Annotated in this window: 18 protein-coding genes; 7 read left to right on the top strand and 11 right to left on the bottom strand. The window is 69.4% G+C overall.

Features of this window, described 5'->3' with window-relative positions; translation table 11 throughout:
* From ACWIF2_RS35395 to ACWIF2_RS35380, 4 genes are all read right to left on the bottom strand, one after another.
* The coding region (locus ACWIF2_RS35395) for an acyl-CoA carboxylase epsilon subunit (RefSeq protein ID WP_454365083.1) at window positions 1-174 on the bottom strand (174 nt) is incomplete at its 3' end.
* A gap of 40 nt (window positions 175-214) precedes the next feature.
* A complete protein-coding gene (locus tag ACWIF2_RS35390; protein ID WP_454365081.1) occupies window positions 215-2,473 on the bottom strand; it encodes an RICIN domain-containing protein in 2,259 nt (752 codons plus the stop codon).
* 387 nt (window positions 2,474-2,860) lie between these two features.
* Window positions 2,861-4,561: an acyl-CoA mutase large subunit family protein gene (locus ACWIF2_RS35385; protein WP_454365079.1), complete on the bottom strand. Its 1,701-nt coding sequence runs from the start codon at window positions 4,559-4,561 to the stop codon at window positions 2,861-2,863.
* 75 nt (window positions 4,562-4,636) lie between these two features.
* Window positions 4,637-4,975: a DUF3817 domain-containing protein gene (locus ACWIF2_RS35380; RefSeq protein WP_399024131.1), complete on the bottom strand. Its 339-nt coding sequence runs from the start codon at window positions 4,973-4,975 to the stop codon at window positions 4,637-4,639.
* Between the two features lie 253 nt (window positions 4,976-5,228).
* Between ACWIF2_RS35380 and ACWIF2_RS35375 the strand changes: the two genes are divergently transcribed.
* Complete coding sequence (locus tag ACWIF2_RS35375) at window positions 5,229-6,449, top strand: RNA-guided endonuclease InsQ/TnpB family protein (protein ID WP_454365077.1); 1,221 nt, start codon at window positions 5,229-5,231, stop codon at window positions 6,447-6,449.
* Window positions 6,450-6,484: 35 nt separating this feature from the next.
* Here the strand turns inward: ACWIF2_RS35375 and ACWIF2_RS35370 are convergent, their stop codons facing one another.
* On the bottom strand, window positions 6,485-6,994 hold the full coding sequence (locus tag ACWIF2_RS35370) for a MarR family winged helix-turn-helix transcriptional regulator (RefSeq protein ID WP_454365075.1): 510 nt from the start codon (window positions 6,992-6,994) through the stop codon (window positions 6,485-6,487).
* A 184-nt stretch (window positions 6,995-7,178) separates the two neighbouring features.
* On the opposite strand from ACWIF2_RS35370, the gene ACWIF2_RS35365 reads away from it, so the two are divergent.
* Complete coding sequence (locus tag ACWIF2_RS35365; protein ID WP_454365073.1) at window positions 7,179-8,180, top strand: glycoside hydrolase family 6 protein; 1,002 nt, start codon at window positions 7,179-7,181, stop codon at window positions 8,178-8,180.
* A gap of 34 nt (window positions 8,181-8,214) precedes the next feature.
* Here the strand turns inward: ACWIF2_RS35365 and ACWIF2_RS35360 are convergent, their stop codons facing one another.
* From ACWIF2_RS35360 to ACWIF2_RS35345, 4 genes are all read right to left on the bottom strand, one after another.
* Window positions 8,215-10,170 (bottom strand): galactose oxidase-like domain-containing protein, encoded by a 1,956-nt coding sequence (locus ACWIF2_RS35360; protein ID WP_454365072.1) that lies wholly within the window; start codon window positions 10,168-10,170, stop codon window positions 8,215-8,217.
* Between the two features lie 3 nt (window positions 10,171-10,173).
* Complete coding sequence (locus ACWIF2_RS35355; protein ID WP_454365070.1) at window positions 10,174-12,018, bottom strand: glycosyltransferase family 2 protein; 1,845 nt, start codon at window positions 12,016-12,018, stop codon at window positions 10,174-10,176.
* Window positions 12,019-12,213: 195 nt separating this feature from the next.
* Window positions 12,214-12,507, bottom strand: a complete 294-nt coding sequence (locus ACWIF2_RS35350) for an MTH1187 family thiamine-binding protein (protein ID WP_382497272.1) — start codon at window positions 12,505-12,507, stop codon at window positions 12,214-12,216.
* Window positions 12,504-12,848, bottom strand: a complete 345-nt coding sequence (locus ACWIF2_RS35345) for a DUF3817 domain-containing protein (protein WP_382497274.1) — start codon at window positions 12,846-12,848, stop codon at window positions 12,504-12,506. The genes ACWIF2_RS35350 and ACWIF2_RS35345 overlap by 4 nt, the downstream gene beginning before the upstream one ends.
* A 230-nt stretch (window positions 12,849-13,078) precedes the next feature.
* Here ACWIF2_RS35345 and ACWIF2_RS35340 point away from each other — a divergent pair, with 230 nt between their 5' ends.
* The 4 genes from ACWIF2_RS35340 to ACWIF2_RS35325 all read left to right on the top strand — a co-directional run bounded on the left by ACWIF2_RS35340 (window position 13,079) and on the right by ACWIF2_RS35325 (window position 15,753).
* A complete protein-coding gene (locus ACWIF2_RS35340) occupies window positions 13,079-13,711 on the top strand; it encodes an AIM24 family protein (protein ID WP_382497433.1) in 633 nt (210 codons plus the stop codon).
* Between the two features lies 1 nt (window position 13,712).
* Complete coding sequence (locus tag ACWIF2_RS35335; protein ID WP_454365067.1) at window positions 13,713-14,363, top strand: AIM24 family protein; 651 nt, start codon at window positions 13,713-13,715, stop codon at window positions 14,361-14,363.
* Window positions 14,360-15,160: an AIM24 family protein gene (locus ACWIF2_RS35330; protein WP_454365065.1), complete on the top strand. Its 801-nt coding sequence runs from the start codon at window positions 14,360-14,362 to the stop codon at window positions 15,158-15,160. Before ACWIF2_RS35335 ends, ACWIF2_RS35330 begins: the two co-directional genes overlap by 4 nt.
* A 116-nt stretch (window positions 15,161-15,276) precedes the next feature.
* Window positions 15,277-15,753, top strand: coding sequence for a MarR family winged helix-turn-helix transcriptional regulator (locus ACWIF2_RS35325; protein WP_184590382.1), 477 nt, complete (start codon window positions 15,277-15,279; stop codon window positions 15,751-15,753).
* A 37-nt stretch (window positions 15,754-15,790) separates the two neighbouring features.
* On the opposite strand, the gene ACWIF2_RS35320 is transcribed toward ACWIF2_RS35325, so the two are convergent.
* Together ACWIF2_RS35320 and ACWIF2_RS35315 are read right to left on the bottom strand one after the other, a co-directional pair.
* Window positions 15,791-17,194, bottom strand: a complete 1,404-nt coding sequence (locus ACWIF2_RS35320) for a sensor histidine kinase (RefSeq protein WP_454365062.1) — start codon at window positions 17,192-17,194, stop codon at window positions 15,791-15,793.
* Window positions 17,191-17,859 (bottom strand): response regulator transcription factor, encoded by a 669-nt coding sequence (locus tag ACWIF2_RS35315; RefSeq protein WP_391115636.1) that lies wholly within the window; start codon window positions 17,857-17,859, stop codon window positions 17,191-17,193. The genes ACWIF2_RS35320 and ACWIF2_RS35315 overlap by 4 nt, the downstream gene beginning before the upstream one ends.
* Before the next feature lie 116 nt (window positions 17,860-17,975).
* On the opposite strand from ACWIF2_RS35315, the gene ACWIF2_RS35310 reads away from it, so the two are divergent.
* A complete protein-coding gene (locus tag ACWIF2_RS35310) occupies window positions 17,976-18,614 on the top strand; it encodes a PepSY domain-containing protein (protein WP_454365060.1) in 639 nt (212 codons plus the stop codon).
* Window positions 18,615-18,749 lie beyond the last annotated feature (135 nt).

Below are 18,749 nucleotides of genomic sequence, written 5' to 3'. Positions count from 1 at the left end.
TACGGATCGGCCGCGTTCGGCAGCCGCCCGCCGGTCGCCTGGAGCAGGGGGTCGGTTCGCTTCAGTCTGTTGCTGCTGAATAAGCAGCACGACGGTGAGCGCGGCCAGTTCCTCGGCACCGGCACGTCCGCGCTCGATGCGCACAGCGGGCACGGCCCGCTCCGGTTCGGCCATGTCCCCTCCTCTCGGCGTGCGGCCACCGTCCGCCCGCGCACTACAGGAGCGCTGCACTTCCGCTCGAGAGGACGGGCACCGCGTCCCACGCGTCGTCCCGCTTGGCCTTCGCCCGGTCCCGGGCGGCCTCGGCGTCCTGCCGCTTCTCGCGGGCGGTGGTCTCGGCCGTCTCGGCGCGGCCCTTGGCCTCGCCGGCCGTCTTCGCGTAGCCCTGGGCGTTCTCCTTGTGCTGGGCGGCCTCGGCCTGCTTGGCGGCGGCGGTCTCCTTCTCCTTCTTCGCCGTCGCCTCCTCGGCCTGAGCGGCGAGCCGCTTGGCGTGCGCCGTGGCGGCCGCGGCCTTCGCGTCGGCCTCCGCCTTCTGCGTCTCGGCCAGCTTGGTCTTGGCGAGGTCACGGGCGGCCTTGGCCTCGTTCGCCTGGACGGCGGCGGCCTCGGCGGCGGCCTTGGCCTGCGCCCGGGCCTCGTTCGCGGCGGCCGTACGGAACGCGGCCTTCGACTGGGCGGCCTGCGTCACGGCACGGGCGGCGATGGTGGCGCTGTCACCGGCGGCGGCGCGGGTGGCGGCGTACGCCGTGTCACCGGCCTTGGACAGTGCCTCGAGTGCGGCCGATGACGCCTTGGTGACCTGGGCCTTCTGCTGGCCGACGAGCAGCGCGCGGCCCCTTGGGGCGCCCGCCTTGTCGGCGATGGCGTAGGCGGCCTGCAGGGCGGTGTCCGTGTCGGTGGCGGCCTTCTTCGCCGCTGTCGCCTGGGCCTTGATGACGTCGAGCTGCTTCTTCGCTGCGGCCTGGGCGTCCGCGACGCCCTTCTTCGCCTTGTCGAACTGGGCCTTGGTCGGGTAGTCGAGGTCGTCGGTGCCGTTGTGACCGGAGGGGACGATGTCGAACTTCTGCGGGGTCTTGCCGGTGCAGTCCCACATCCGGCCGTCCCGGCTGTTGCCGTAGTCCGCGAGGTCGAGGCAGTTCTTGGTCGCGGGGTTGTACAGGCGGGTGGTGCCGTGGGTGCCGTACTCCCACTTCTGGGAGACGCCACTGGTGCACGGCATGATCACCACGGCGGTACCGTTGGCGCTCGCGCCGCCCTTCACGGTCAGGCACTTGCCCGAATTGGGGTTGACCAGGGTGTCACCGCTGATCTGCCACTTCTGGGCCGCGCCGCCGTTGCAGGTGTAGATCTGCACGGGCGTGCCGTTGTCCTTCTTGCCGCCCGCCACGTCGAGGCACTTGTCGGAGGCCCCGTTGGCGTGGACGACGAACGGGCTGGAGCCGATCCAGCCGGGACCGCCGGGGGACCACCAGTCCTGCCAGCGGGTGAGGTGGTCGGCGATCCAGGACTGGCCGAGCATCTCGCCCAGCGCGCGGGCGCCGGTGGCGAGGGACTTGGTCGCGCCCTTGTTGGCGGTCAGGATCTGGTTGCGCTGCGTCGCCTGGGCGGCGATCTCCTGCTGCCATTCGGCGGACGCTTCGGCGACCTCCTTGCCGAGGACCTTGTTCGGGTCGACGGGACCGCGCCAGGCGCAGGACGCGAAGCGGGTCTTCAGGTCCTCGACGGCCAGCCGGAACTCGAGGCTTCCCGGCTCGGGGGCGGTACGCGGGAAGCCACCGGAGGCCAGGAACTGACGGGCGTTGTCCGCACTCGTCGGCTCCATGCTCCAGTCGACCAGGTGCTCCCACGCCTGGTGCTCCTCGTACGCCTGCTGCCACTGCGGTGACGGCAGCGACGGATCCGGATCACCGCCGTACAGCGGGGCGCCGAGGCCCTTGACGGCCTTGACCGTGGCCTCGTCGGCCTTCGGGGTGGGGTCTTCGTAGAAGCCGTCCTCCTTCACCCACATGCGCTCGCCGACCCAGGCGCCGAGCCCGGTCTGGTCGAAGAAGTCCTCGCCGCGCCCGGGCGTCCCCGGCGGCCACTCGAAGTCGGCGACGCTGTTGAACCCGCCCGGGTAGGGCAGCCCGGAGACGGGCTTCTTCCAGACGTCCAGGCGGGCGTAGAGGGACTCCCCGAGCGCGTGCGCCTCGTCCCGGTCCTTCTTGTACGACGCGGCCAGTGGCGTGTCGGTCCAGTACTCCTGGTTCGCCGCGGTGTGCAGTTTCTCGGGCGTCTGGTTCAGCCCGTCCTGCGCGACACCGAACATGGCCGGCCCGCCGAGCCGCAGCACACCGGCCATTAAGCACTGGTCCTCGCGGAGCTGTTCGGCGGCCTTGGCATCGAAGCCGTCGTAGCTGTCGGCCACGGGGACCATGTCGTCCGGCGCGTACCGGTCCAGCAGCTCCGGCTGGACCGCGACGCCGCCGAGCACGGCAACCGCGACAGCGGACGTCAGAACGGGCGTGAGAAGTCCGGATCTAGGGCGTCCGGGTCTGATGAACCCTCGTCTGGGGCGCACGAAAGCATCCCTTCATCGCATGGAGGGCAAGCGGGGGCGCTCGTCCGGCAGGGCATGCGAGAAGGGCCGGTTGCTCTGCGCAACCGCCAGTTTCTCCCCCCGTGGTGACGGTGTCCCCCCGATCACCTGTGGTCACGCGCGACAACGAAGTGGTCAGCTTCGTCAAGCGCGGTGGTCACCATATCTTCACAAGTAAGGGCCAGATCAAGGGTTTTCAGGGCACGCTCGTGCAACAAGCGCAAAGAATCGGGCGGGTCAGTGAAGCTTCCACTGACCCGCCCCATCCTGCCTCTCAGAGCCTCAGAAGCCCGCCGGCTCCGTGTACACCCCCCACTCGTCCCGCAGCACGTCGCAGATCTCGCCGAGGGTCGCCTCCGCCCGCACCGCGTCCAGCATCGGCGTGATCATGTTGGCGCCGCTGCGGGCGGCGGCCAGCATCCGGTCCAGGGCCGTGCGGACCGCGGCGTCGTCGCGGCCCGCCTTGCGCGTCGCCAGCAGCCGCACCTGCTCCCGCTCCACCTCATGACTGACCCGCAGAATCTCCAGATCCCCGGTCACGGACCCGTGGTGCGCGTTGACCCCGACGACCCGCTTGTCGCCCTTCTCCAGCGCCCGCTGGTACTGGAACGCCGACTCCGCGATCTCCCCGGTGAACCACCCGTCCTCGATCCCGCGCAGGATCCCGGAGGTGATCGGCCCGATCGGGTGCCGCCCGTCGGGGTGCGCCCGCAGCCCCCGCTCCCTTATCTGCTCGAAGATCTTCTCCGCGTCGGCCTCGATCCGGTCGGTGAGCTGCTCGACGTACCAGGAACCGCCCAGCGGATCGGCCACGTTGGCGACCCCGGTCTCCTCCATCAGCACCTGCTGCGTCCGCAGCGCGATCTCCGCCGCCTGCTCGCTGGGCAGCGCGAGCGTCTCGTCGAGGGCGTTGGTGTGCAGCGAGTTGGTCCCGCCCAGCACGGCCGCCAGCGCCTCCACGGCCGTCCGTACGACGTTGTTGTACGGCTGCTGCGCGGTGAGCGAGACCCCGGCCGTCTGGGTGTGGAAGCGCAGCCACTGCGCCTTCTCGCTCCGCGCCCCGTACACGTCCCGCATCCACCGCGCCCAGATCCGGCGCGCCGCGCGGAACTTGGCGATCTCCTCGAAGAAGTCGACGTGCGCGTCGAAGAAGAAGGAGAGCCCGGGGGCGAAGACGTCGACATCCAGCCCGCGGGACAGCCCCAGCTCCACGTACCCGAAGCCGTCGGCGAGCGTGTAGGCCAGCTCCTGCGCGGCCGTCGCGCCGGCCTCGCGGATGTGGTACCCGGAGACGGACAGCGGCTTGTACGCGGGGATGCCGGCCGCGCAGTGCTCCATCAGGTCGCCGATGAGCCGCAGATGCGGTTCGGGCTGGAAGAGCCACTCCTTCTGGGCGATGTACTCCTTGAAGATGTCCGTCTGGAGCGTGCCGTTCAGGACGGCCGGGTCGACGCCCTGGCGCTCCGCGGCGACCAGGTACATACAGAAGACCGGCACGGCCGGCCCGCTGATGGTCATGGACGTCGTCACGTCGCCCAGCGGGATGTCCTTGAACAGGACCTCCATGTCGGCGGCCGAGTCGATGGCGACACCACAGTGCCCGACCTCGCCCAGTGAGCGCGGGTCGTCGGAGTCACGGCCCATGAGCGTCGGCATGTCGAAGGCGACCGAGAGCCCGCCTCCGCCGTTGCGGAGGATCATCTTGTAGCGCTCGTTGGTCTGCTCGGCGTTGCCGAACCCGGCGAACTGCCTGATGGTCCAGGTACGCCCTCGGTAGCCGGTCGCGTACAGGCCGCGGGTGAAGGGGTACTCCCCGGGCCAGCCGATCCGCTCGAACCCCTCGTACCTGTCTCCGGGCCGCGGCCCGTACACCGGCTCCACGGGGTCGCCCGAGAGCGTGGTGAAGTCGGCCTCGCGCTTGCGCGCGGCGTCGTACCGAGCCTGCCAGCGACGGCGGCCTTCCTCTATGGCGTCAGCGTCCATACCTTCGAATTTACTAGGACGTCCAAGTAAATGTCGATGGCAGACCGCCGCACGTTCGTCCGTACGGCGGTGTTGTTACGCCTTGACCGGCGCCGGCGAGTCCTCGGCCAGCCGGGACTCCAGCTCGTGGCTGATCTTGCGCTCCACGAAGAACGCGGCCGTCGGGACGGTCCCGGCGAGCAGCACCCACACCTGCTTGCCGACCGGCCACTTCGCCTTGGAGCCCAGGTCGAAGGCGAAGACCAGGTACAGGACGTACAGCCAGCCGTGCGCGATGCTGACGACGCGCGTGAAGTCCGCCGCGCCGTTCAGGTCGAGCACATACTTGCCGATCATGCCCAGGGTCAGCAGGACCAGCAGCACGCCGGTGACATAGGCCATCACGCGGTAGCGCGTCAGCACGCTCTTTTTCATGCCGTCGAGCGTAACGACCCGTTCCGGGGGATCTTGCCCCGGGTCTTGCTCCTCGCGAGGAAGCCCCGGCGTTCACGCCGGAGGTGAAATCACATTCAGGCGCCACTTCGCAGAGCGAACACTTGCGCCCAAGATCGCTGGTCGGGGTGATGCCCGTGAGATCGAAGCACGCGGGTGCGGTGATCGTACGTATGGTCCTTCGTAGATGGGGCGGCTGAGTCCCGGCCGGGGTCGTGAGCGTGAGGGGGCGGGGGTGGGCCAGGAAGGGGCGGCTGCGGAGGTCGGGCACGCCCGGTATACCTTCCGGCTGCGGGTGTCGTCCGCTGCCCGCACGGCCCTGGTGGCGGAGTGGAGTCGGTGCCGGTGGGTGTGGAACGAGTGTGTCGCCAAGTCCAGGGCCGTATACCTGCGCAACAAGGCGACCGGGGAGAAGCGGACGTGCGGTCCGGCGCAGCTGGACAGGATGCTGACCGAAGCCCGCGCCCTTACACCGTGGCTGGATGAAGGCTCGTCGGTGGTCCAGCAGCAGGTCATCCGGGATTTCGGCCGCTCCCGTGCCAAGGCGCACAAGGACATCAAAGAGCGCCTGCCCATGGCACGCCGGGCCGGGATGCCCACGCACAAGAAGAAGCGCGAGGCACTGGCAACCCTCAACTACACCCGGCGCGGGTTCCGGCTGAAGGACGGCCGGCTGCATCTGGCGGGCGGCATCGCGGTGAGGGTGGTGTGGTCCCGTGAACTGCCGACTGAGCCATCCTCGGTGCGCGTCTACCAGGACAGCCTCGGGCACTGGTACTGCTCCTTCGTCCTGCCCGCCGAGATCCAGCCGCTGCCGCCAACGGGCCGGGTGCTCGGTGTCGACTGGGGTGTGAAACAGACCGCGACCACCACCTCCGACGCGCACGACCTGCCCCACGCCGCAGATGGAAGCAAGGCCCAGCAGAGGCTGACCCGGTACGACCGGATGATGGCCCGCCGCAGGCCGAAGAAGGGACAGCCGGGTTCGAAGGGCTACCGCGAGGCGAAAAGGCTGCGGGCGATGGCCTACAAGAAGGTCGCCAGGCAGCGTGAGGACACGGGCCGTAAATGGTCCAAGAAGGTGGTCCGCGACCACGACGCGGTCGCTGTCGAGGACTTCAAGCCCAGGTTCCTCGCCAAGTCCACGATGGCCCGCAAGGCCGCCGACGCCGCCATCGGCGCCACCAAGGCCGCTCTGCTGGACATGGGCCGCAAGCACGGGCGGGACATCCGCCTGGTCCACCCCGCGCACACCACGATGGACTGCGCGCAGTGCGATGCGAGAGCCAAGCACGCACTGCCGCTGGGTGAGCGCACCTACACCTGCACCGCGTGCGGAGCCGTGTGTCCACGGGACAAGAACTCCGCACGCGTCATGCTCGCCCGGGCTGGTCTCAACCCGGCTGGTGCCGATGGCGCAAGACCCCCTGGAGCGCTGCTCCAGGAGGCAGCCTGAGCCAGAAATCCCCTCCCTTTCGGGAAGGGGAGGATTCAATGCTCCTCGAAGTCCCCCGCCGCGATCCGCAGCGGCCGCAGCATCGCGAAGATCTCCCCGCACTCCTCGGCGTCGTACGCCCCGAGCCCGAAGTCCATCGCCATCAGGTCGCGGGTGGCGGCCTCGACCACCTCACGGCCCTTCTCGGTGATGCTGGCGAGGGTGCCGCGCCCGTCGTTGGGGTTGGGCCGCTTGTCGACGAGGCCCGACTTCACCAGCCGGTCCACGGTGTTCGTCACGGACGTGGGATGCACCATGAGCCGCTCGCCGATCTTGGACATCGGCAGCTCGCCGGACTTGGAGAAGGTGAGCAGCACCAGCGCCTCGTAGCGCGCGAACGTCAGCCCGTACGGCTTGACCACCGCGTCGACCTCGGCGAGGAGGATCTGCTGGGCGCGCATGATCGAGGTGATCGCACCCATGGACGGCACGTTTCCCCAGCGCTGCTTCCAGCGTTCGTCGGCGCGCGCGATCGGATCGAAGGAGAGACTGAGCGGCTTCGGCACGAACCCGACCTTACCGGCCGGTCACATGGTGGCCAGTCCCGTCTCGCCCTTCGGTCCGCCCGTCTTCCGGCTGCGCCATCCGGGGGCAGGGCGAGGTCATGTCCTTTAGATAGCGATTCATACGAGTATGTAACTATTGGCATCCGATTCATCACCGAACGTCACCTTCCTCACAGGGAGCGGCATGAGACGGCTGAACCACGCCCTCGCGGTCCTCGCTGTGCTCGGTCTCGCTGCGGGCTGCTCGTCCGCTCACGGCCGCACCGACACGGCGTCCGACACCGGCGACGACACCACCAAGGCCGGCTACGCGGCCGGCTCCCCCTTCTGGGTCGACCCCGAGAGCCCCGCGGCCCAGCAGGCAGAGCTCTGGCAGCAGCAGGACCGGGAGGAGGACGCCGAGCTGATCCGGCGGATCGCCGACCGGCCGCTCGCGCTGTGGCCGCCCGGCGAGACCGATCCGGCACCGACGGTGCGGGCGGCTGCCTCGGCCGCGAGCGAGGAGGGCAAGACGGCGGTCTTCGTCGCGTACAACATCCCGCACCGGGACTGCGGCCAGCACTCGGCCGGCGGGTCGCAGGACGCGGACGCCTACCGGGAGTGGATCGGGCAGTTCGCCGACGCCCTCGGCGAGGCGAAGGCCCTGGTCGTCCTGGAGCCCGACGCGGTCGCGCACATCGTCGACGGCTGCACGCCCGGCGAGTACCACGCCGAGCGCGAACAGCTGCTCAGCGAGGCGATCACCCGGCTGAAACAGCAGCCGAACACCAAGGTGTACCTGGACGCGGGCAACGCGGACTGGATCCGGGAGGCGGACAAGCTGGTGGAGCCGCTGCGGCGGGCCGGCATCGAACAGGCCGACGGCTTCGCGCTCAACGTCTCCAACTTCCAGACCGACGACGAGACCACGGAGTACGGCGTCCGGCTCGCCGAGGCCCTCGGCGGCAAGCACTTCGTCGTCGACACCAGCCGCAACGGCAACGGCCCCCTGCCCGGCGTCTGGTGCAACCCGCCGGGCCGGGCGCTCGGCACCCCGCCCACGACCCAGACGGGCGAGGAGACCCTCGACGCCTACCTGTGGATCAAGCGGCCGGGCGAGTCGGACGGAGACTGCGAGGGCGGACCGGACGCCGGACGCTGGTGGCCGGAGTACGCCCTGGAGCTGGCGCGCAACGCGGAGGACTGAGCCGGCCCTTCCCCCCCGGCCCCTCCCCCCTCGCTCACTTCACGTGGATCCACTTGGCCCGCGAGGGCGTGCCCTCGCCGTCCGTCACGAACAGCATGTACCAGCCGGGCGGGACCAGGGCCGGGTCGCGGGGCACCTCGAAGGTCACCGCGCCGCCCTTCCTGGTGATGTCCAGCTCGATGGAGCGCTGCTCGACGTCGGTCGTGTGCGTGACCGCGCTGGGCCGCATCAGCCGCGCCTCGGCCACGCGTTCCGGGTGGTCCGTACGGAACGTGATGCTGTGGTTCTTGTCCAGCTTCTCCGGGCCGCCCTTCAGTACGGGGCGGTTCCGGGGGTTCTTGTGCAGCGCGGGCGGGGTGAAGACCTCCATGCGCTGCTCGAAGTGACCCAGCTTGGTGTTCTGCTGGTTGTCGAAGAGCGGGTCGGAGCCGAAGGTGGCGATCCTGCCGTCGGGCAGCAACAGCGCCTCGGAGTGGTAGTTGCGCCCCACTCTCGGCGCGGCGGCCTCGCGGAAGGCGTTGCTCTTCGGGTCGTAGAACTGCGCCTTGAGGATGTTGCTGGCGCTGCGGCCGCGGTAGTCCCTGGAGCCGTTGGACGTGAACACCGTGTCGTCCGGCATGATCACGCTGTTCAGGTAGCGCGTGCCCTGCGGCAGGTCGGGGCCGTCCCGGAAGGCCGGGTTGTCCTTGTTCAGGTCCACGACGGCCGTGCGCGGGGTCGCCTTGCTCGACTCACCGACGCCGCCTCCGCCCAGGATCATCACCTTCTGGTCCTGCGCCGGGGGCAGCAGCACGGAGGCCGAGGTCTCGGTCTGGTCGAGGTCCGTCAGCCCCGGCACCTTGCGGAACGTGTTCTTCTCCACGTCCCACAGGCCCGGCTCACGGCCCCGGTCGGCGGGCCCGTAACCGGCGTTGGAGGCCGGGTAGAACAGCTTGCCGCCCTTGGTGAGGAACAGGGCGGGGTACGTCGGGAAGTACCGCTTGGGTCCCGGCGACCACTTCTTGGTCTCCGGGTCGTAGATCTCGTTGTCGCCCGGGTCGATCATGCCGACGTCGTCCAGGCCGGACACCGCCAGGACCCGGCCGTCGTCGAGGCCGACGAGCGTCGGGTACCAGCGGGCCTTGTCCATCGGGTCTACGGGGATGTACTTCTCCGCCTTCGGGTCGAACTCGTAGGCGCCGCGGATGCCCTGGAAGTCCTGCTTGTCGAGGGTGATCTTCTCCGACAGGCCGTACGCGTTGTCGCCGGCCTTGCCCGTCAGGCCGACGATGGCGTACTGCGCCGCCTTCTGAGTGGCCGACAGGGGGCCCTCGTCCACGGCCTCCACCCAGACGCGGGCCTCGCTGGCGGTGACCTTGGTCTTCCAGGGCTGCATCACACCGCGGCTGTTGTACGTGATCTTCTGGGTGCGCTTGGCCTTCGGGACGGTGACGTCGAACTTGGTGACGTACTCGAAGCCGGCCGGTGAGCGGAAGCGGGTGCCCTTCTTCAGGAACACCGCCTTGTCGGGGCTCTCGTTCTTCACGCGCATGCCGCCGCCGGCCCGGGTCACCTCGGCGCCGAGGCGTTCGTAGCGGGCGGTGCCGCCGGCCACCAGCAGGCGGCCGTCGGGGAGCTGGGCGTGGCCGGCGCAGAAGAAGTCCTCCGGGGTGGGGATCTTCTTGTACGTGTTCTTCTCCGGGTCCCACAGGATGGTGTCGAACTCGCCCGCGTCGAACTTGCGCTGCTCGTTGCCCGACCCGGCGACGATCAGCACCTTGCCCGTGTGCAGCAGGGCGGCGTGGATGGCGTTGGTGCGGTACTTCTCCGGGATGTCGAGCTGGGTCCAGGAGCCGTACTTCGCCATGTACTCGGGCTGGGCGATCTTGTACTCGTGGTACTGCGTGGAGACGAAGTCCAGCGCGGCCGGGGCGTTGAGGCCCGCCAGGACCGCGATGCCGCCGATCCCCAGGACGGTCTTCTTGGTCTTCTGCGAGAGCTGGTAGGCCATGGCCTAGCTGCCTCCTGTCGGGGTGCCGGAGACCGGGGCCGCGGGGGACGCGGTGGCGAGGGCGGGGGCGGGCTCGTTGCCTTCGGGCACGCGTGGGTGCGGGTGCGCGGGTGCCGCTTCCTGCACCTGTCCGGGTGCCTGCGCGTCGGCGTGGGTGAGCTGCCGCTGCCGTTCCCGGTGGTCCTTCCAGGCCGTGCCGGCCCATACCGCGGCCGGTGCCAGGGAGATGGCCATGCCGAGCAGGGCCCAGGTGCGCATCGCGGCATGCGTGTGGTCCAGGGCCACCGAGGCGGCCAGGGACGTGGCCAGCAGGGCCGCCCAGAAGAGGTGGATACGGAAGGTGGCCAGCTGGTCGGGGGAGGCGTCGTTGCCCTTGGGCGTGACGACGAACCGGCTGGGGCGGCGCATGACCGCCTCGCTGAGGGACTTGAGGTAGATCGGCGCGGACAGGGCCGACATCCCCATGCCGGCCAGGCCGCCCGAGCCCTCCGGTTCGTGCGGCGAGACGTTGTGCCGGCGGTTCCACAGGTACAGCCCGATCTGACAGGCGGCGGCGTCGCTGTAGAGCATCATCCAGACCGACACGGCGACCTCCGTGCCGGAGGCGCCGAACCAGAGGAAGAGGAAGCAGCTGAAGATCCCGAGGAACCAGTTGACGGCCGTCATCGGGTAGTACACGAGCATGAGCGTGTAGGACAGCAGCCGGCCCGGCGGCATGCTGAGGGGCGCCTTCCAGTACTGCGTGATGAGGGTCTCGTAGGTGCCGCGCGACCAGCGCATCTGCTGGGTGAAGAAGTCGGTCCAGGAGGCGGGGCCCTCGCCGACGGCGAGCACGTCCGGGGTGTAGACGGACTGCCAGAAGCGGTTCGTGTCCGGGTTGCGGTGCTGGTGGATCTCGAAGCCGGTGGCCATGTCCTCGGTGATGGAGTCGTACAGCCCGCCGATCTGCTTGACGGCGGAGATCCGTACCACGTTGTTCGTGCCGACGAACATGGGGGCGCGATAGTGGTTGCCGGCGCGCTGGATGAGGGCGTGGAAGAGGAACTGCTGGGACTCGGCGGCCTTGGTGACGGGGTTGTGGTAGTTGCCGTACACCTGAGGGCCGACGACGAAGGCCACGTCGGGGTCCCTGAAGTAGCCCATCATCCGTTCCAGGTAGTTGGGCATCGGAATGTGGTCGGTGTCGACGGACGCGAAGAAGTCGTATCCGTCGCCGTGCATGGCGATCCAGGCGTTGTAGTTGCCGTGCTTGGTGCGGGCCTTGTGGACGCCCGTTTCGCGGTTCCACTCGGGGATGCCGCGCCGGGTGAAGTGGTGTACGCCCAGTTCCGCGCACATGGCCTTGACCTCGGCGTCGTCGCCCTCATCGAGGAGCCAGACGTCGAGGGTTCCGGTGTGGTGGATGCGGGTGGCTCCTTCCAGGGTCGCGCGGACCATGGCGAGGGGTTCCTTGCCGGGGACGTAGGTGGTGAGGAAGGCGACGCGGGTGTCCGGTTCGGGGACCACGGGGACGGGGTCGCAGGCGACCATCGTGGCGTGGGCGACGGAGGCGACGTTGACGAGCATGAAGAGTTCGATCAGGCCGATCGCCGTCAGCATGGTGACGTCGAGTCCGATGAGCCAGCGCTGGGCACCCTCGCGTTCCACCCAGTGGGTGGGCCAGACGAGGTAGACCATCAGGGCACCGGTGAGCAGCGGTGCGAGGCACATCAGGAGGACGGCTCGTATTCGGCGGGGCTCGCGGGCGAGGAGCGAGACGTACTGCACCCGGTACTCCTCACCGGACGGCTCCGTGAGCGGTCCGGCGAGTCGGCTGTAGGAGTCGTAGTCGTAGCCCTCCGGCCGCACAGTGCCCTCCAGTCCTTGAGGCCTGATCGGAGAACCTGATACCCCGATACCCATACAAAAATGGATCTTTAGGGCGATGTCGAACTGAGAGCGTCCAGGTGGGTGGGTTGCGCATATGCCCGCGGCAGTAACGCGAAAGAACCCCGGCCCGCATCGGACCAGGGTTCCCGTAGAGGCTGCCGCTCTCGAATACGCCTATTCGGCGAGATGCCGCTCCACTGTCGCGACCTTGGAGGTCAGACCGTCCGTCACTCCGGGCCGGATGTCCGCCTTGAGGACGAGGGACACCCGGGGCGCCCGCCGCTCGACCGCGGCCACCGCACGCCGGACGACGTCCATGACCTCGTCCCACTCCCCCTCGACGGTCGTGAACATCGCGTCGGTCCGGTTGGGCAACCCCGACTCACGGACCACCCGGACGGCGTCGGCGACGTACTCCCCCACGTCCTCACCGACCCCCAGCGGCGTCACGGAAAAGGCGACGATCACGCCTTCACCGCCCCTTCCTGGCGCGCCCGGGACGCGATGACCGCGTCCTCGGCCTCACGCCGCAGCTTGCGGTCGGCGAAGAAGCCGCCGGTGGGCAGCACCGAGAGCACGAAGTACAGCGCGGCGGTCTTCACCGGCCACTTCGTCCGGTTCCACGCGTCGGCCCAGAAGATCACGTACAGGATGAACAGAACACCGTGCACCATGCCCATCACCGGCACGGCGTTGAAGTCCGTGGTCCGCTTCAGCACCGAGCAGATCAGCAGGAGGAGGAAGGAGATCGCCTCGGGTGCCGAGACCAGGCGGAGGCGGCGGAGGGCGGTGGCGGTCTTGAGGTCCACGGGTCACCTTCGGTGGGAGAGACGCGGCGGTCTGAACGGGCTGGACGGGCTGAACGGCAAAAGGGGCTTGTGAACGCACGCACAAGCGTCTCGCCCATTGTGGCAAACGGCCGAGCGATCCTTGGCCCGGGGTCCGGCTCCCCGCCCCCTAAGGGTGCGATCAGGGACTTTCTCCACCCACAGGCTCTGTCCACAGTGCCCGGCCTGCGGCTACCTTCCCGTACGTGGCGATGTTCCGACTTCAGAGCAACAAGGTGCTCGCCGTCGAGATGACCGGAGATGCCGTGAAGGCGAAGAACGGCTCGATGGTCGCGTACGACGGCGAGATGGCCTTCAAGAAGCTCAGCGGCGGCGGCGAGGGCATCCGGGGCATGGTGACCCGGCGGCTGACCGGTGAGCAGATGACGTTGATGGAGGTGAAGGGGCGCGGCACCTGCTGGTTCGCGGACCGCGCCTCCGAGATCAACCTGGTCGGTCTCCAGGGGGACAAGCTCTACGTCGAGTCGAGCAACCTGCTCGCGACCGACGGCGGGCTGCGCACGGGGACGGAGTTCACGGGCCTGCGCGGCGCCTCGCAGGGCAACGGGCTGTTCACGACGTCCGTCGAGGGCCACGGCCAGGCGGCGATCATGTCGGACGGGCCGGCGGTGGTGCTGCGGGTGAGCCCGCAGTATCCGCTGACCGTCGACCCGGGAGCGTATGTGGCGCACCAGGGCAATCTTCGGCAGTCCTTCCAGTCCGGTGTGACGTTCCGCACGTTGCTCGGGGAGGGCGGCGGCGAGGCCTTCCAGATGCGCTTCGAGGGGGACGGGCTGGTGTACGTACAGCCGAGCGAGCGGAACACGATCGCGGGAGACGTGTGACATGGCCTTCCGGGAGATCAACGCGAAGATGGTCGAGGCGACGGTGTCGCCCGGTCAGCGGCTGTTCAGTCAGCGCGGCGCGATGCTCGCGTACAAGGGCGAGGTGTCCTTCACGCCCAACACGGCGGGCGGCCAGGGCGGGGTCATGTCGATGATCGGCCGCCGGGTCGCCGACGAGGACACGCCCCTGATGACCGTGGAGGGCAGCGGCACAGTCCTCTTTGGGCACGGCGGCCATCACATCCAGGTGATCCGGCTCACCGGCGACACCCTCTATGTGGAGGCGGACCGCCTCCTGGCCTTCGAGGGCTCGCTCCAGCAGGGCACGATGTTCCTCGGCTCGCAGGGCGGCGTCATGGGCATGGTCCGCGGCCAGGTCAGCGGCCAGGGGCTGTTCACGACCACGCTGAAGGGGCAGGGGGCCGTCGCGGTCATGGCCCACGGCGGGGTGATCGAGATCCCCATCACACCCCAGCGGCCGGTGCATGTGGACCCGCAGGCCTACGTCGCCCATCACGGCGACGTCCGCAACAAGCTGTCCACCGCCCTGGGCTGGCGGGACATGGTGGGCCGCGGCTCGGGCGAGGCGTTCCAGCTGGAGCTCAGCGGCAGCGGTGCGGTGTACGTCCAGGCGTCGGAGGAGAAGCTGTGAGCACCTACGGAACTCCGGGCGCCGGCCCCGCGGTCTTCGACCCGGCATCGCTGCCGCCCGACGACAACGTCAACCCGTACACCTTCTGCGTGGAACTGAAGGGGAGCCAGTGGTTCCTGCAGAAGGGGAAGATGATCGCCTACTACGGCTCGATCGACTTCAACGGCGTCGGGCACGGCCGACTGGACCGTCTGGTCCGTACGTCGTTCCATTCGCCTCTGCACGCGAGCGACTGGGTCGTGGCCGAGGGCTCGGGCAAGATGCTCCTCGCCGACCGGGCCTTCGACGTGAATTCGTTCGACCTCGAGGACGGCAATCTGACCATTCGCTCGGGCAACCTCCTCGCTTTTCAGCCAACTCTCGCGCTGAAGCAATCAATCGTGCCGGGTTTTCTGACCCTCATCGGAACCGGAAAGTTCGTGGCCGCGTCGAACGGCCCGGTGGTGTTCATGGAACCCCCGATCCGGGTCGACCCCCAGGCCCTGGTCGGATGGGCCGACTGCCCCTCGCCCTGCCACCACTACGACCACGGGTACATGACCGGCGTCATGGGCGGTCTACGTGCGCTGACGGGCCTGGGAGGGGTCTCCGGGGAGGAGCACCAGTTCGAGTTCGTCGGCGCCGGCACAGTGCTGCTCCAGTCGTCCGAGACCCTGATGGCCGAGCAGGCCACGGGGGCCGTTCCACACCAGGCCGGTGTGCCCGGCGGCGGAGCATCCGGCCCCCGGCCCGGTCAATCCGGCGCACCGCGTCTTCCCGGACAGCTGGGGGACCTCCAGCGTCGCTTCGGGCTGTGAGCGGTAGTCTGCGGAGTGTGACATCGAACGCCTGCGCACCAATGTTCGGCAGGCGTGCGACGTCACGCGAAAACCCTCACTAGTTCGCCTTTCAACCTTTTAGGTAGACTTCATTCATGGAGACCGAGACGGCCACGCGCTGGCTGACCGATGCGGAGCAGTGCGCTTGGCGCACCCACCTGGAGGTCAACAGGCTGTTGACGTACCAGCTCGAGAAGGACCTGCAGCCGTTCGGACTGACAATGAACGACTACGAGATCCTGGTGAACCTCTCCGAGTCGGAGGACCAGCGGATGCGGATGAGCGACCTCGCCTCCGCCACCCTCCAGTCCAAGAGCCGCCTCTCGCACCAGATCACGCGCATGGAGAACGCGAACCTGGTCCGGCGGGAGAACTGCGAATCCGACCGCCGGGGGCTCTACGCAGTGCTCACCGACCACGGCATGGCCACGATGCAGAAGGTGGCGCCCCACCATGTGGCGTCCGTGCGCAGGCACTTCATCGACCTGCTGTCCCCCGAGGCCCTGACGGAACTCGACAAGGCCCTCAAGCCCATCGCGGAGCACCTGCGCGGACAGCGCGGGCGCCCCTGACCCCCCTGGCCCAGGCGGCACACCCGCACCGGTCCGGCTAGGCGAGCGGCAGGCGGAGTTCGAACAGGGCTCCGCCTGCGGGTCCCTGTCCGGCCGTGAGCGTGCCGCCGTGCCGTACGGCGACGTCCCGGGCGATGGCGAGTCCCAGCCCGGCACCGCCGTCGTCCCGGCTGCGGGCGGCGTCCAGTCGTACGAACCGTTCGAAGATCCGCTCCCGGTCGGCCTCGGGCACCCCGTCCCCGTCGTCCGCCACGCCGACCACGGCCCGGTCACCCTCCCGCCGCACGCTCACGGTGACGGCCGACCGGGCATGCCGCTGGGCGTTGTCGAGCAGATTGGCCAGCACCCGCCCCAGCTGCCCCCGTGATCCGGCCACTTCCACCGGCTCCGCGTCCACCGTCACACCCGTGCGTCCCTCTGCCTCCTCCCGGGCCAGCCCGGCGAGGTCGACCCCCGCGTCGTTGGGCCGCTCCCCCGCGTCCAGCCGGGCGAGCAGCAGCAGGTCGGCGGCCAGGCGCTGGAGCCGCACGGTGTCCTCCACGGCCCCGTCGAGGTCCAGCAGTTCGGGATGCGCGGCGGCCACTTCCAACTGCGTGCGCAGCGAGGCGATGGGACTGCGCAGCTCGTGGGACGCGTCGGCGACAAAGCGTCGCTGCCGCTCCACGGAGGTCTCCAGCGCCGCGAGCGTCTCATTCGTAGTGCTGGCCAGCCGGGCGATCTCGTCGTGCGTGTCCGGCTCCGGGACGCGCCGCGCGAGGTCCTCGGAGTGGGTGATCGCGGCCATCTCGCTCCGGATGCCCTCGACCGGCCGCAGGGCCCGCCGGGTGACCAGCCAGGTCACTCCCGCGACGACGCCGAGCAGCAGCGGGAACCCGATCAGCATCACCGTCAGCGCGGTCCGCACGGCCCCGTGCTCGGCGGCCAGCGGCGAACCGGCGTAGACCTTGAGGGTCCCGCGGTCCTGGGTCTCCACCTCCACGGCGGCGAACCGGTAGTCCTCCGCGTCACCGTCGATCGTCGCGGCCCCGTTGCTGAAGACGCTCTCCCCGGCGATCTCCCCGGGTTCGAGGGCCTCTTCATGGTCGTCGGAGTCGTCGTCCGTACGGGGCGCGGCCGACGGCTGCGGCTTCACCTGGTCGGAGTCGGTGCCGCTGATCTTCTGGAGGTCCTCGCTGGCCGCGACCAGCCGCTTGTGCTCGTCGAGGACCTGCACCGGCCCGTCGTCACCGTCCAGCCCGGACAGCTTGTCGTACGGCGTCCCGGCGGCGAGCTCGGAGGCGACGGCCCGGGCCGACTGCTCGGCCTGCGTCCCGGCCTCGCCGATCAGATTGGACCGCAGCGACAGCAGCACGGCGGCCCCGGCCGCGACGAGCGCCACCGCGACCACGAGCGTGGCGCCCAGCGTGGCCCGCGCCCGGACGGAGCCGAACAGCCGCCTCATGGCGACTTCTCCAGCCGGTAACCGGCCCCGCGCACGGTCCGGATCAGCCCCGGCCGCAGCTTCCGCCGCAGGGTGCTGATGTACACCTCGACGATGTTGGGATCACCCTCGTAGGCGAAGTCCCACACATGCTCGAGGATCTCGGACTTGGACACGACCTCCCCGGCCCGCAGCACAAGCTGCTCCAACACGGAGAACTCCTTGGTCGTGAGGGCCACTTCCTCCTCCCCCAGAAACACCCGCCGAGCAGCCGTATCCACCTTCAGATCCCCGTGCACATGCACGGGCGAGGCCCCGGCACCCACCCCTCGCCGCCGCAGCAGCGCCTTGATCCGGGCGACGAGCACGACGTACGAGAAGGGCTTGGTCAGATAGTCGTCCGCCCCGGTGTCGAGCCCCTCGGCCTCGTCGTACTCGCCGTCCTTGGCGGTCAGCATCAGGATCGGCACCTCGTGCCCGGCGGCGCGCAGGGCGGCACAGACCCGGTAGCCGTTGAGGCCGGGCAGCATGATGTCGAGGATCACCAGGTCGTACGTCCCCTCCGAGGCCTGGTGCAGCCCCTCCCGTCCGTCGTGGACGACATCCACGGCGTACCCCTCGGCCGTCAGGCCCCTGGCGAGCGACAGGGCCAGCCGCTTCTCGTCCTCCACGATCAACAGGCGCATGGGTAAAGAGTGGCAAAACCAAGCTGAAGATCCCTTCAGGGGGCTTCAGGTTCCTCTCAGCCTCGATCAGCCACCTTGGAACACGTCGAAAACGAACCGACTCGGGAGGAACCCCCATGAAGCGCAACATCGTGATCGCCGCCGTGACCGCTGCCGCCCTGATCGGAGGCGGTACGGCCACGGCCCTGGCGACCACGGAGGACGGCGGGGGCTCGGCGCGGCAGGAGGCGAACACGCGGCTGTCGGACGACGACGTCCGCGACGGCCAGGACGACCGCGACGACGCCGCCGCGCGGGCGGCTTCCGGCGACGTGACGGCACCGGAGGCGATCGCCTCCGCGCTGAAGCACACGTCCGGCACGGTCGTGTCCGCCGAGCTGGACGACGAGGACGACAGCGACAAGGTGATCTGGAAGGTCGACGTCCTGTCCGGTGACAACACCTGGCACAGCGTCCGCGTCGACCCGTCCAACGGCAAGGTCCTCGGTGCGCAGACCGACGACGAGGACGACACGGCGCAGGTGCGGGCGGCCCTGAAGGGCTCCTCCGTGACGGCCGAGGAGGCCGCGAAGGCTGCCGCAGGCAAGGGCACGGTGACGTCCGTCGACCTGGACGAGGACGGCAAGAACAAGTCCTGGGAGGCCGAGACCCGCACGTCCGGCGGCGCCGAGCAGGACTGGAAGATAGACCTCACCACGGGCAAGGTCACGGCGGACCGCTCGGACGACCAGGACGACACGGACGACCAGGACTGACCTGCCACTGCCAACTTTCGACCGCCCCGGCGTCTCCACTGACGCCGGGGCGTCCCACATCTCGGCACAACGAAGGCACCCGGCGTCGGTGCTGGGGCGGGGTGGGTCCGCAGCCCGGCGTAGCGGGGTGCCGCT

It is taken from the genome of Streptomyces sp. NPDC055506, assembly GCF_053643595.1.
This window is presented reverse-complemented; position numbering and strand designations above follow the sequence as displayed.